11 protein-coding genes are annotated in these 13,023 nt (G+C 73.5%); 7 read left to right on the top strand and 4 right to left on the bottom strand.

Annotation, left to right across the window (positions count from 1 at the left end):
* Window positions 1-34 precede the first annotated feature (34 nt).
* Window positions 35-1,984 carry a serine/threonine-protein kinase gene (locus ABTW87_RS08910; protein WP_350649988.1) on the bottom strand — a complete coding sequence of 650 codons (1,950 nt, stop codon included), beginning with the start codon at window positions 1,982-1,984 and terminating at the stop codon, window positions 35-37.
* 205 nt (window positions 1,985-2,189) lie between these two features.
* Between ABTW87_RS08910 and ABTW87_RS08905 the strand changes: the two genes are divergently transcribed.
* Together ABTW87_RS08905 and ABTW87_RS08900 are read left to right on the top strand one after the other, a co-directional pair.
* Complete coding sequence (locus ABTW87_RS08905; RefSeq protein WP_350649986.1) at window positions 2,190-3,773, top strand: acyl-CoA mutase large subunit family protein; 1,584 nt, start codon at window positions 2,190-2,192, stop codon at window positions 3,771-3,773.
* 641 nt (window positions 3,774-4,414) lie between these two features.
* Window positions 4,415-5,674: an amidohydrolase gene (locus tag ABTW87_RS08900; RefSeq protein ID WP_350649984.1), complete on the top strand. Its 1,260-nt coding sequence runs from the start codon at window positions 4,415-4,417 to the stop codon at window positions 5,672-5,674.
* Here ABTW87_RS08900 and ABTW87_RS08895 read toward each other — a convergent pair.
* Complete coding sequence (locus ABTW87_RS08895) at window positions 5,631-6,641, bottom strand: DUF4349 domain-containing protein (protein WP_350649982.1); 1,011 nt, start codon at window positions 6,639-6,641, stop codon at window positions 5,631-5,633. The genes ABTW87_RS08900 and ABTW87_RS08895 overlap by 44 nt on opposite strands.
* 156 nt (window positions 6,642-6,797) lie before the next feature.
* Here ABTW87_RS08895 and ABTW87_RS08890 point away from each other — a divergent pair, with 156 nt between their 5' ends.
* The 4 genes from ABTW87_RS08890 to ABTW87_RS08875 all read left to right on the top strand — a co-directional run bounded on the left by ABTW87_RS08890 (window position 6,798) and on the right by ABTW87_RS08875 (window position 10,187).
* Window positions 6,798-7,427, top strand: a complete 630-nt coding sequence (locus ABTW87_RS08890; RefSeq protein WP_350649980.1) for an MBL fold metallo-hydrolase — start codon at window positions 6,798-6,800, stop codon at window positions 7,425-7,427.
* A gap of 6 nt (window positions 7,428-7,433) precedes the next feature.
* Window positions 7,434-8,369: a hypothetical protein gene (locus tag ABTW87_RS08885; protein WP_350649978.1), complete on the top strand. Its 936-nt coding sequence runs from the start codon at window positions 7,434-7,436 to the stop codon at window positions 8,367-8,369.
* A 40-nt stretch (window positions 8,370-8,409) separates the two neighbouring features.
* Window positions 8,410-9,150: an SCO6745 family protein gene (locus ABTW87_RS08880; protein WP_350649976.1), complete on the top strand. Its 741-nt coding sequence runs from the start codon at window positions 8,410-8,412 to the stop codon at window positions 9,148-9,150.
* Window positions 9,151-9,224: 74 nt separating this feature from the next.
* Window positions 9,225-10,187 (top strand): GNAT family N-acetyltransferase, encoded by a 963-nt coding sequence (locus ABTW87_RS08875; RefSeq protein WP_350649974.1) that lies wholly within the window; start codon window positions 9,225-9,227, stop codon window positions 10,185-10,187.
* 73 nt (window positions 10,188-10,260) lie between these two features.
* Here the strand turns inward: ABTW87_RS08875 and ABTW87_RS08870 are convergent, their stop codons facing one another.
* Window positions 10,261-10,716, bottom strand: a complete 456-nt coding sequence (locus tag ABTW87_RS08870) for a gamma-glutamylcyclotransferase (RefSeq protein ID WP_350649972.1) — start codon at window positions 10,714-10,716, stop codon at window positions 10,261-10,263.
* A gap of 165 nt (window positions 10,717-10,881) precedes the next feature.
* Between ABTW87_RS08870 and ABTW87_RS08865 the strand changes: the two genes are divergently transcribed.
* A complete protein-coding gene (locus ABTW87_RS08865; protein ID WP_350649970.1) occupies window positions 10,882-12,285 on the top strand; it encodes an NAD(P)H-quinone dehydrogenase in 1,404 nt (467 codons plus the stop codon).
* Here the strand turns inward: ABTW87_RS08865 and ABTW87_RS08860 are convergent.
* Window positions 12,258-12,935, bottom strand: coding sequence for a DUF998 domain-containing protein (locus ABTW87_RS08860; RefSeq protein ID WP_350649968.1), 678 nt, complete (start codon window positions 12,933-12,935; stop codon window positions 12,258-12,260). The two genes, ABTW87_RS08865 and ABTW87_RS08860, sit on opposite strands and share 28 nt — an antisense overlap.
* Between the last annotated feature and the right edge of the window lie 88 nt (window positions 12,936-13,023).

Here is a 13,023-nt window from a genome sequence, read left to right as displayed (position 1 = left end):
CGCCGGCGGATCATCACGTCGGCCCGGCCGGGTCTCAGCCGGCTTCGGTGAGCTGGAACGACTCCGCCATGGCGTCGAAGATCGGCCGGCTCTCCTCGAACCTCGCGTCGGTGGACGTCAGGTAGAAGGAGAACACCTTGCCGCCGTCCACCAGGCCGCGCCACTTGCCGTGCCGCTTGGCGTCGCCCTCGCCGCAGGTGTACTCGAATTCCGCCGCCTGCTTGCCGGCCCAGTCGACCTCGGTCATCGCGATCTGCTCGTACGGCTTCGCGCAGGACGTCGAACGCTTGCGCAGACCCTCCTCGGCGATCTCCGCCCAGCGGATCGACGTGGTGGAGAAGGGCTCGATCAGGATCCGGACCTTGCGGCCCTCGTCCTCCGGGTCGACGTAGTCCACCCAGTTGCCCGCGCTCTTGCGCTGCCAGCCGTCCGGCACCATGATCCGCACACCCTTGCCGGTGTGCTCCTTCATCTCGACCCCCGGCCCGGCCGGAGCGGCCGAGGTGGGGCCCGCCTGCGGCGTCGCCGGCGTGTCGTCGTCGCCACCGGAGAGGGCCAGCGCGCCGAGCAGGAGGACCACGGCGAGCCCGCCGGCGGCGGCGAGCTGGACCTTGCGCGGCCAGCCCTTGACCGTGCGGACGAGATGGTCACCGGCGGCACGTGCCTTGCCGACGAACCCACCGCCGGCCGGTGCGGGCGGCGGCGTGGTGGTCCACGGCTGGCCGGTGCCGGGAACCGTCCACTGGGCGCCGCCCACGCGCTGGGTCGCGTCGGCCGGCCCCGCGTACCCGCCGATCTGCTGCGTGGCGTCCCCGCCGTAGGTGCGGCCCGGTGGGGGCATCGCCCCGGTCGGCGTGTGCAGCGGACCGGCCAGCGCGTCGGCGCTCGTGTCGTCCAGCGCGGTGGCACCCGCGCCGGCAACCGAGGCCCCGCCCCGGCGCAGCGACGCCAGCCGGTCGGTGAGCGACTCGCCGGGCGCGAGCATCGCCCGGCCGCCGATCTGCCCGCTCGGCTTGGCCGGCTCCGGCTGTACGACGGGCGCCGGCCGCTGCTGCACCGGCACCACCGAGTACGGGTCGGTCACCGAGTTCACCGCGGCGGCGGTGCTGGTCAGCGGCCCGGTGAGCAGTTCGCGCAGCATGGCCCGGGCGGTGTGCACGTCGAGCCGGCGGGCCGGATCCTTCTCCAGCAGGCCCATCAGCACCGGCACCAGCGGGCCGCTGCGCTGCGGTGCGGCGGGCGGGTCCTCGACGACCGCGTGCATCGTCTCGATCGGGTCGCCCTTGTCGAACGGCGGCCGTCCCTCGACGGCGGTGTAGAGCGTCACGCCCAGCGAGAAAAGGTCGCTCGGCGGGCCGAACTCCTGGCCCATCGCCCGCTCGGGCGAGATGAAGTGCGGGGAGCCGAGCACCATGCCCGGCGTGGTGAGCTGCACGTCGGTGGGCATCCGGGCGACGCCGAAGTCGGTGAGCACGCAGCGGCCGTCGGAGCAGATCAGCACGTTGGCGGGCTTGACGTCCCGGTGCAGCACACCGATCGCGTGCGCGACCTCCAGCGCGCCGAGCAGGGCGATGCCGATCTTCGCGACCACCCGTTGGGCGACCGGCCCGTCCTCGATCACCATGTCCGCGAGGCTGCGGGCGTCGAGCAGCTCCATCACGATCCACGGCCGGCCGGCCTCGGTGACCACGTCGTAGACCTGGACCACGGCCGGGTGCTGGATCGCGGCGGCCGCGCGCGCCTCGCGCAGGGTGCGTTCGTACATGGCGTCACGGTCGCTGGGGGCGAGCCCGGGCGGCAGCACGACCTCCTTGACGGCCACGTCCCGCCGCAGGAGTGTGTCTGTCGCACGCCACACCGTGCCCATGCCGCCGTTACCGACCGCCGAGCGCAGCGAGTAGCGCCCGCCGATCGTGGTGCCGGGTGTCGCGCGGCCGCTTGGGGGACTGACTGGTCCGCCGCTCCACGTCGGGATCTGAGTCACTGAAGAGCCACCGGGGGATATCGAGGGGGCTGGGACACAACCCCCCTATCTTGCTGGGTCCGACGCCCGATGCGAAAGCCGACGCGGCGGACGTTTGGTGAACTCGACAGTACGTGCCCGGCCAGGCACACCCCGTCGAGCGCGCCCGGCATGGTGTGCGGAATCCCTCACCCGGTGTCCGGCCGCGCCGTCCTACCATCCGGTAATGAGCGAACGGCGGTCAAGCGAGTCCGGTTTCCCGATCAAGGGCGTCTACACGGCGACGGACCTTCCGGAGGATCTGGACTCCCGGCTGGGCGGCCCGGGCGAGTACCCGTACACCCGCGGGGTCTACCCGACCATGTACACGTCGCGTCCCTGGACGATGCGCCAGTACGCCGGCTTCGGCACCGCCACCGAGTCCAACGCCCGCTACCACCAGCTGCTGCGAGCCGGCACGATGGGCCTGTCCGTCGCCTTCGACCTGCCGACCCAGATGGGGTACGACTCGGACGACCCGATCGCGCACGGCGAGGTCGGCAAGGTCGGCGTCGCCATCGACTCCATCGAGGACATGCGGCTGCTCTTCGACGGCATCCCGCTGGACAAGGTCTCCACCTCGATGACCATCAACGCGCCGGGCTCGGTGCTGCTCCTGCTCTACCAACTGGTCGCCGAGGAGAACGGCGTGCCGGGCTCGGCGCTGAACGGCACGATCCAGAACGACATCCTCAAGGAGTACATCGCCCGGGGGACGTACATCTTCCCGCCGAAGCCCTCCCTGCGCCTGGTCGCGGACACGTTCGCGTACTGCCGCGCCGAGGTGCCGAAGTGGAACACCATCTCGATCTCCGGCTACCACATGGCGGAGGCCGGTGCCTCGCCCGTCCAGGAGATCGCGTTCACCCTGGCCAACGGCGTCGAGTACGTGCGTGCGGCGATCGCCGCCGGGCTGGCCGTCGACGACTTCGCGCCCCGGCTGTCGTTCTTCTTCGTCGCCCGGACGACGCTGCTCGAGGAGGTGGCGAAGTTCCGCGCCGCCCGGCGGATCTGGGCCCGGCTGATGCGCGACGAGTTCGGCGCGAAGAACCCGAAGTCGATGATGCTCCGCTTCCACACCCAGACCGCGGGCGTGCAGCTCACCGCCCAGCAGCCCGAGGTGAACCTGGTCCGGGTGGCGGTACAGGGCCTGGGCGCGGTGCTCGGCGGCACCCAGTCGCTGCACACCAACAGCTTCGACGAGGCGATCGCGCTGCCGACCGAGAAGGCGGCCCGGCTGGCCCTGCGGACGCAGCAGGTGCTCGCGTACGAGACGGACCTGACCGCCACCGTCGACCCGTTCGCCGGTTCGTACGTGGTGGAGGCGATGACGAGCGAGATCGAGGCCGCGGCGGACGACCTGATGCAGCGGGTCTTCGAGCACGGGTCGGCGGTCGAGGCCATCGAGGCCGGCTTCCAGAAGCGGGAGATCGAGCAGTCCGCGTACCGGATCGCGCAGGAGATCGACTCCGGTGAGCGGATCGTGGTGGGCCTCAACCGGTTCGCGATCGACGAGGAGGAGCCGTACGAGCCGCTGCGGGTCGACCCGGCGATCGAGGCCGCGCAGGCCGAGCGCCTGGCGAAGCTCCGTGCGGAGCGGGACGGCGGGTCGGTCGAGCGGGCCCTCGCCGAGCTGCGCGCCGCCGCCGAGGGCACCGGCAACGTGCTCTACCCGATGCGGGAGGCGCTGCGGGCCCGCGCCACCGTCGGGGAGGTCTGCGGCACGCTCCGCGAGGTCTGGGGCGTCCACCGCCCGTCCGACCGGTTCTGAGGCAACCGGCACGCGCGGCGTCGTCCCGGCGGAACCGGGTCGGCGCCGCGCCTGCTACGTGCCGGTGTTTGCGCAGGTCGTCGAGGCTTTGACCGGCGGCGTACAGTTGTCGCCACTTCCGCCGCCGATCGGCGGCGCAGGCGGGGTGAGCGGCCCGCGCGACGACGCCGGCGCACGCTCCCCCGTCCCCGGGGCGGCGCGGCCCACCGGCCACGGCGCATGCGGGGCAGCTTTTCCGGGTAACCCGGCCGGGTGATCGGGGACGCACACCGTGTGCGGGCGGATTCGGCCCGAGCGTGTGAACGTCTGCGGGGCCTCGTTGCCGACGGTGGTCGGGTAGTTGTCGGACCGTCAGTTAACACAACCGACTAATGCCACAATTCGGAAAGACGCCCCGGAGGCAGATGACGATTTCGTGACCCGCGAATCGGTTACGCGTTGTAGGAGGTGTGGGGCAGATGACGGCGTTCGACCGCGATCTACCTGCTGTCCCGCTGATATACGAGCGCCCCGAGCAGGGCGTACGTGACGCAGCGCGCTCCGACCGCTACCGGAACGAGGTTGCGCAGCGTCACCGCCGGAGGTCTAGGCTGTCTGCTGTTCCCGAAGATCCATCCATTCCTAGTGATCGAGAATTCGACGTGACGAGTGCGTTGACGCTGCCGAGCGGCGGCCATCTGGCGTCGTCCTGGACGGCGGCGCCCACCGGGTCCCAGCCGTTGCCCTTCGAGCTGGACCACCTCCTCGCTCTCCGGGTACCGGGCCTGATCGCCACGCGCCGTCACATCCACTCGCACCCGGAGCTCTCCGGCCAGGAGTTCGAGACCGCGGCGCTGATCGCCCGGGAGCTGTCCCTGGCCGGGCTGCGCCCCCGGCTGCTGCCGAAGGGCAACGGTGTCATCTGCGACATCGACGGCCGCCCCGACGGCCCGGTGATCGCGCTCCGCGCCGACATCGACGCGCTGCCGCTGACCGACACCAAGGACGTGCCGTTCCGGTCGACGGTGGACGGCGTCTGCCACGCCTGCGGCCACGACGTGCACACCTCGATCATGCTCGGCGTGGGGATGCTCCTCGCCCAGCTCGCCGACCAGGGCGAGCTGCCCGGCCGGGTGCGCCTGATCTTCCAGCCGGCCGAGGAGATCCTGCCCTGCGGCTCGCTCGAGGTGATCGAGGCCGGCGGTCTCGACGACGTGGTGCAGATCTTCGCGCTGCACTGCGACCCGAACCTGCCGGTCGGCAAGATCGGCCTGCGGGTCGGTCCGATCACCGCCGCCGCGGACAACGTGACCGTCCGGCTGACCGGACCTGGCGGGCACACCGCCCGGCCGCACCTGACCGTCGATCTGGTCGACGCGCTCGGCCGGCTGATCACCGAGGTCCCGGCCCTGGTGAGCCGCCGGGTGCCGGCCAACAGCGGCCTGCTGCTGGTGTTCGGCCACGCCTCGGCCGGCACCCGGTACAACGTCATCCCGTCGGAGGCCTGCGCCTCCGGCACCCTGCGCGTGATGGACCGGGACACCTGGGAGATGGCTCCCAAGGTGGTCGGTCAGGTGGTGCGCGACGTGATCGCCCCGACCGGCGCCACGGTGGACCTGGAGTACCTGCGCGGCCGGCCGCCGGTGAGCAACGACTCGCGGGCCATCCAGGTCCTCACCGCCGCCACCGCCGCCGCGCTCGGGCCGGAGGGCATCGCCGAGACCCCGCAGAGCATGGGCGGCGAGGACTTCTCCTGGTACCTGGAGTACGTCCCCGGTGCCCTCGCCCGGCTCGGCGTCGGCCGCTCCGGCCCGAACGTCGACCTGCACCGGGCGTCGTTCGACCCGGACGAGCGGGCCATCCCGGTCGGCGTCCGGGTCATGGTGCAGACCGCGCTCCGGGCACTGGCGGCCGCGAGCTGACACCGGCGTCCGCCGGGGCGGTGGGCGCGGGAGCGGCCGGCGTCGCGACCAGCGCCGGCCGCGGCCGGCGGCGGCGCAGCAGCCACACCAGCACCCCGGCGGGTACGCCGAGGGCGATCAGCCACGGCAGCACCGCCCCGAGCACGGTCAGCAGCACGACCATCGAGGCGAGGAAGACCTTCCAGCCGCCCTCCAGCCCCGCCAGGAACCCGAGGTCGGACTCGCCGTCGTCGGTGGCGGCGTCCGGGCCGACCAGCGACACCGTGATCGTGGAGAGCGCGGTCAGATCCGCCAGCCGGCGCTTCTTCGCCTCCAGGGAGGCGAGGTCGGCCTCGCGGCGGGCCAGTTCGTTCTCCAGCGACACCAGGTCACTTATCGACTGGGCCCGGGCGAGCAGCCGGCGGGCGTTCTCCACCCGGGCCCGCTGGGTGGTGATCCGGGCGTCCAGGTCGACCGTCTCCTCGGTGACGTCCTCGGTGCTGATCTCCTGCCGCTGGCGGGTGCCCAGCCTGGCGATCCCGTCCACCACCGTCGTGAACTTCGCCGCCGGCACCCGCAGCGTCAATTCGGCCGTGGCGTCCCCGTCGACGCTGCGCCGCTGGTCCCCGCCGACGAAACCGCCGGCCGCCGTGACCAGGGCGACCGCGTCGTGGGCCGCCCGGTCCACGTCCGCCACCTGCACCCGCATCGAGCCGGTGTAGATGATGGCCCGCTGGTCGATCCGCAGGTCCGCCGCGGCGCCGCCCTCCGCCTTCCCCGGCTGGCCGGCACCGGCCGGCGCGTCCGCCGCACCCGCCGGCGCCTCGCCCGCCCGGTCGCCGAGTTCCACGCTTCCACCCGGCCCGCCCGCCGCGCTGTCCGTCGCCGCGCCGTCGTTCCCGGAGGCGCCGCAGCCGCCGACGGCCAGGGCCGCCGCCAGCGCCGCCGCGAGCACCGTCGCCCGGCGACGCGGTCCGATTCCGCCCATCCCCGCTCCGATCCTTCGTGGCCGGCCTCCCGGCCGACCCGCCCGTGTCTGTGGCCCCGGAACGACCGGGACGATCGGTCAGACGGGACGCGGTGCCGCGTCCGTTCCGGCAGACTGCGCTGAGGACGTCACGATTCGATAATCGAGGAGTCACGAATGCGGCTGACCAAGTACGCCCACTCCTGCGTACGCGTCGAGCACGACGGGGGAGTGCTGGTCATCGACCCGGGGGTCTTCAGCGAGCGGGCCGCGCTGGACGGGGCGGACGCCGTACTGATCACCCACGAGCACCCCGACCACGTCGACGTGGCGGCGCTGGCCGGGCAGCACGACCGCCGCCCGTTCGCCCTGTACGGGCCGGCGTCGCTGGCCGCCACACTGGACGGTCTGGCCGACCTGCTGAGCCCGGTCGAGGCGGGCGCGGAGTTCACCGCCGCCGGTGTGCCGGTGCGCGCCTACGGCGGTCGGCACGCCGTCATCCACCCCGACATCCCGGTGGTGGACAACCTGGCGTACCTGATCGACGACCGGGTCTACCACCCCGGCGACTCCCTGGTCGTCCCGGAGGACGTCCAGGTGGACACGCTCTTCCTACCGATCCACGCGCCGTGGACCAAGTTCTCCGAGTCGCTGGACTTCCTGCGGGCGGTCGCGCCGCGCCGGGCGTACGCGCTGCACGACGGGCTGCTCAACGACAACGGCCTGACCGTCCTCAAGAACAATTTCACCCGACTCTCCGACGTGGACTACCGGCGGCTCGAACCGGGCACCCGGGTCGACGCCTGAGCCGCGATGCCCGGCCCACCCCCGGAGCTGGTGCGGCAGCTCTACCGCACGCCCCCCGACCGGTTCGTCGCCCTGCGGGACGAGGCGGTCGCCGAGGCCCGCCGCGCCGGCGACGCGCGCACCGCCCGGGAGATCGCCCGGCTGCGCCGCCCGACCGTGGCGGCCTGGCTGGTCAACCTGCTCGCCCTGGAACGGCCCGAGCTGGTCGCCGACCTGGGCCGGCTCGCCGAGTCGCTGCGCTCGGCCCAGCGCGAACTGCGCGGCGCCAAGCTGCGTGAACTGTCCGCGCAGCGCCGGGCCGTGGTCGGCGCGCTGGTCGCCGAGGTACGCAAGCTGGCGGCCGAGGTCGACGGTGCCCCGGCGGCCGGGAAGCTGCCGCTGGGCGAGGTGGAGACGACCTTGAACGCCGCGCTCGCCGACCCGGAGGTGGCCGGGCAGGTACGCACCGGCCGGCTCCTGCGGGCAGCCAGCTACGCCGGGTTCGGCGAGGTGCCCCGCCCGCAGCTGCGGCTGGTCACCGGTGGCGCGGACGAGGAGACCGAGCCGCCGTCGCGGCCCCGCGGGGCGGACCGTTCGGCGCTGCGCGCCGAGCAGGCCGAGCGGGCCGCCCGTGCCGAGCGGGCGCGGCGGCGCCGGGCGCTGGAGAAGGAACTGGCGCGGGCGCGTACCGACCAGGACCGGGCGGAGGCGGAGCTGGCCGGCGCCGCGGCGGCCGAGCGCGACGGCGCGGCCGCCCTCGACGCGATCGAGGCGGAGCTGGCCGAGTTGGAGCGCCGGCGGGCCGTCGCCGAGCAGAACCTCAGCCGGGCGAAGCTGGCCCGGCGGGCGGCCGAGCGGACGGTGACCGCCGCCCGCCGTCGCACCGGTGAGGTCGAGGCCGCGGCGGAGGCGCTCGACGCCGAAGAGGGGGATGCCGGTGCCGACGACGGCACGGCAGACTGACCTTCGTGGACGGACGGGCCGTGGGGCGGGGAGCGCCCGGATGACCCCGGAGCAGGTGGCGGCCGGCTGCAAGCCGGCCGTGCTGGAACTCGGCGACGCGTTCACCCGCTGTCCGGTGACCCTCCGCCAGGCCCGGCTGCTCGGCATCTCCGGGTGGGCGTTCTACATCGCGGGGCGGGCGGGTGCGCTCGGCGACGTCCGCGCCGAGACGGTGGCCGCCGCGCTCGGGTTCATCGCCCCGGACGCGGTCGCCGACGGCTGGGACGCCGCGGTGCGGACCGTCCGGCCGACCCAGGTGGCCGCCGCGACGCTGCTGGAGTGCTGCCGGTGGGGTGACGAGAACGTCGACCCCCTGCCGGACGCCGGCCGGCTCGCCGAGCTGCTCGAGCGGGCCGTCGAGGCCGCCGACGCCACCGGGATGCCGCTCTTCGCGGCCTGGCGTGCGATGCCCGTACCGGAGCGGTCGGCGGGCGCCCGGGCGGCGGCGAGCCTGCGCCTGCTGCGCGAGCACTTCGCCGGTGCGTACCTGCTGGCGGTCCGCGCCGCGGGCATGACACCGCTGGAGGCGGTGCTGGCGGGACCGGAGGGCGAGGCCGGAGCGGTCGCGGCGGGCTGGTCGCCCCCGTACCCGCCGGTGGGACCCCTGGTCCGCCGCCGGCTGTGGGCGGAGGCGGTGACCGACCGGTTGACCGCCCCGGCGTTCACGGCGCTCGGCCGGGCCGACGGCACCGAACTGGTGGACCTGCTGGCCACCGTCCGCGCCCGCCTGCGCCGGCCGTGAGGACGACGCCGAGTCGATCACCAGCCGCGAAAAATCGGCGGCGGTCTCCGCGGCGGGCTGTCAGGATCGGCGCCGTGACGCTTCCCGCCGGCTGGACCGCCCGCCGACCCACCCTCGACGACGTGCCCGCCATCCTCGCCGTCGTGCACGCCGCCGACGTCTTCGCGGTCGGCTACCCCGACTTCGACGACGAGGACGTCAAGGCCGCCCTCACCGCGCCCTTCACCGACCCGACCCGGGACTCCTGGGTGGCCAGCGACCCCGAGGGGACGCTTGTCGCCTGGGCGACCGTGGACAACCCGACCGGCGTGGGCCGGGAGTTCCTCGAGGTGTACGTCGATCCTGAGCGCGGGGCCGAACTGCGCGCCCCGCTGCTGGCCCGGATGCTCGACCGGATCGCCGAGCGGGCCGCCGAACGGGGCCTGCCCGCGCTGACCGCCCGGGTGTCGGTCTTCGCGCCCGAGACCGGCTGGGCCGTCGAGGTGGCCGAGGCCGGTTTCACCCGCGCCAAGCGGTACGTCGCGATGAGCCGCTCCCTGGCCCACCTGCCCGCCGAGCCGCCGCCCCCGCCCGGGGTGACGGTCCGCCCGCTGCGCGGCGACGACGAAGCCGAGCTGCGGGAGTTCTACCGGATCTTCGACATCGCCTTCCGGGACACGCCGGACTACGAGCCGGTCGGCTTCGACCAGTGGCGTGACCAGCTCCGCCTGTTCGGCACCACCTGGGACGAGTGGTTCGTCGCCGAGGTCGACGGGGCGCCCGCCGGGGTGCTGCAATCCTCCGACCAGGCGCTGGACCGCAACGAGGGGTGGGTACGCAGCCTGTCGGTGCTGCCCGCGTACCGACGGCGGGGAGTCGGCGCGGCGCTGCTGTGGCGGGCCTTCACCGTCTACGCCGCGAAAGGCCGGGAGTCGGCCGGTCTCGGTGTCGACCTGGCCAACCCCACCGTGCCGGTCACCCTCTACCAGTCGGTGGGGCTCCGCGAGGTGCGCTGGACCGACATGTACGAGCTGGTCGTACCGGCCGCGGATGTGTGATTGACGACGCGCGGCGGGGCCGGCTGGTCGCCCCGCCGCCGCCGGTAGCAGACTGGAGGCCGTGCGACAGGCCCTACGCGGACGCGGTGCCGGTGGGGCGGGACCGCAGGTCCGTGACGTAGTCGTCCGGCGCGCCCGCCTTCTCGGCGGCGTTCGCGATCTCCGACAGGTACCACGAGGTCGGCAGGCCACCCTCGTAGCCGTCGAAGACGTAGATCCACGCCGTGACGTCGCCGTCCAGGGTCGAGACCCGGACGTGCAGCTTCCGGTAGGTGCCGGCGGTCACGCCCTCGATCTCGTCGAGCTGCGCCGCGTCGTACGGGTGGATGTCGTACAGCGCCACGAACACCCGGTCGCCGAGGGACTCCACCACCGTGCTGACCGCCCCCTCCCAGCCGATGACGCCCTCGCCGGCGAAGGTGAGGCGCCAGCCTTCCAACCAGCCGGTGCCCACCATCGGCGAATGCGGACAGTAGGCCCGCATCCGGGCAGGGTCGAGGTTCGAGCCGTAGGCGGCGTAATGACGCACGGCGATGACGATAGCCGGGCCGGCGGGTGGGGGAGAATACGACGGTGCGTGTCGGACGCGTTCGGGAGAAGAAAGTCACTGTGAGCATGGGTCGGAGGCGAGCGCGGTGAGCGCGAGGAGTGCAGCGGAGCGGAGCCCGGCAGCCGCGAACGAAAGGGCGGCCCGGTGAGCCGGATCGTGATCATCGGCGGGGGGCCGGCCGGCTACGAGGCGGCGCTGGTCGCCGCGCAGTTGGACGCCGACGTCACCGTCGTGGAGGCCGAGGGCGCCGGCGGCGCGTGCGTGCTGTCCGACTGCGTGCCGTCGAAGACCTTCATCGCCAGCTCGCAGGTGGTGACCGGGTACCGGGACACCGAGGAGTTCGGGGTCCACTCGGACGGCCTGGAGGCGGTCACCGTCGACGCCCCGGCCGTCAACGGGCGGGTCAAGCGGCTCGCGCTCGCCCAGTCCGCCGACATCCACGCCAAGCTCGTCAAGGCCGGCGTGACGTTCGTGGCCGGCAGCGCCCGGCTCGGCGAGGACACGCTCGGTCACACCCACCGGGTGCTCGTCACGCCGGCCGACGGTGGCGCAGAGTACGCGATCGACGCCTCCACCGTCCTGATCGCCACCGGCGCGACCCCGCGCCAGCTCCCCACCGCCGTCCCGGACGGTGAGCGCATCCTGACCTGGCGGCAGGTGTACGACCTGGCCGAGCTGCCCGAGCACCTGATCGTGGTGGGCTCCGGTGTCACCGGCGCCGAGTTCGCCAGCGCGTACCTGGCCATGGGGATTCAGGTCACCCTCGTCTCCAGCCGGGACCGGGTCATGCCCCACGAGGACGCCGACGCCGCGATGGCCATCGAGCGGGTCTTCCGCAGCCGGGGCATGAGCATCCTCAACAACTCGCGGGCCGAGGCCGTCCGCCGTATGGGGGACGGCGTCGAGGTGGAGCTCTCCGACGGCCGCAAGGTGCACGGGTCACACGCCCTGATCGCGGTCGGCTCGATTCCCAACACGGCCGACCTCGGCCTCGCCGAGTACGGCGTCGCGCTCGCCCGGGGCGGCTACGTCACGGTCGACCGGGTCTCCCGCACCAACGTGCCCGGCATCTACGCCGCCGGTGACTGCACCGGGGTGCTGCCACTGGCCAGCGTGGCCGCCATGCAGGGCCGCATCGCCATGTGGCACGCGCTCGGCGAGGCGGTCCGCCCGCTGCGGCTGCGTACCGTCGCGGCGAACGTCTTCACCGACCCCGAGCTGGCCACGGTCGGCGTCTCGCAGGACGAGGTGGACGCCGGCAAGGTCCCCGCCCGTCAGGTCATGCTGCCGCTCGCCGGCAACGCCCGGGCGAAGATGGACGAGGTCTCCGACGGCTTCGTCAAGCTCTTCTGCCGGCCCGCCAGCGGCCAGGTGATCGGCGGCGTGGTGGTCGCCCCCAAGGCGAGCGAGCTGATCCTGCCGATCACCATGGCGGTGGAGAACAACCTGACGGTCAACGAGCTGGCCCAGACCATCACGATCTACCCGTCCCTGTCCGGCTCGGTCACCGAGGCGGCTCGTCAGCTGATGCTGCACGAGCTGGAGTGACGGCGCTCAGTCCCAGCAGCACTCCAGACCGCCGGCGCGGTGCGGGTGAGCTGTAGCGCCACGGTGGCGAGCAGCCCGACCTCGATGAGGATCAGCAGGCGCTCGATCAGGCCGAGCAGCATCCGGTCACCGGGATAGGCGGACCAGACCATCGCCGCCGCCAGCGCCACGCTCGCGATCACCAGCCTGCGCAGCCAGCGGCTCGTGGCACCGGCCGGCAGGCGGCCGGCGATCGACCAACCGGCGACCGGCAGGGCGAGGAAGGCCGCGACCGAGGCGTACCGGTGGACGTAGGCCGCGGTGTCCATGGGTAGTCCCGGCTCGTTCGTCGGTACGGCCGCGGCCAGCAGCAGCCCGCCGACCCAGGTGACGAGGAGCACGCCCACCAGGCCTGCCCGCGGTTCGCTCGGTGCCCCGCCGCCCGACGTGGATGGCGTGGCGGACAGGGGCGCGATGAGCAGGGCGGAGGCCACGGCGAGGACGACCATCGCCGCGTCGATGGCGCCGCCCCGGTCCGAGACGGCGTAGTCGCTGATCGTCAGCGACCAGGGATCGAGGCCGTCCACTCCGAGGTGGCCGACCACGGCGAGCAGCGCCGCCAGGGCGATTCCGCCGAGTGCGAGCAGTCCGCTGTTCCGGCTTCCGGGCATGCCTCACCCTGCCGCCGCAGCCACCCGAAGCGGATCCGGGCGGGGCACCGAGATCGATGCCCGGGTCCGCCCCTAGGTGTTGTCCGCC

It is taken from the genome of Micromonospora sp. NPDC126480 (assembly GCF_040302465.1).
GTDB lineage: Bacteria > Actinomycetota > Actinomycetes > Mycobacteriales > Micromonosporaceae > Micromonospora.
Note: the sequence above shows the minus strand (reverse complement) of the source record. Positions and strands in the feature narration are given on the sequence as shown.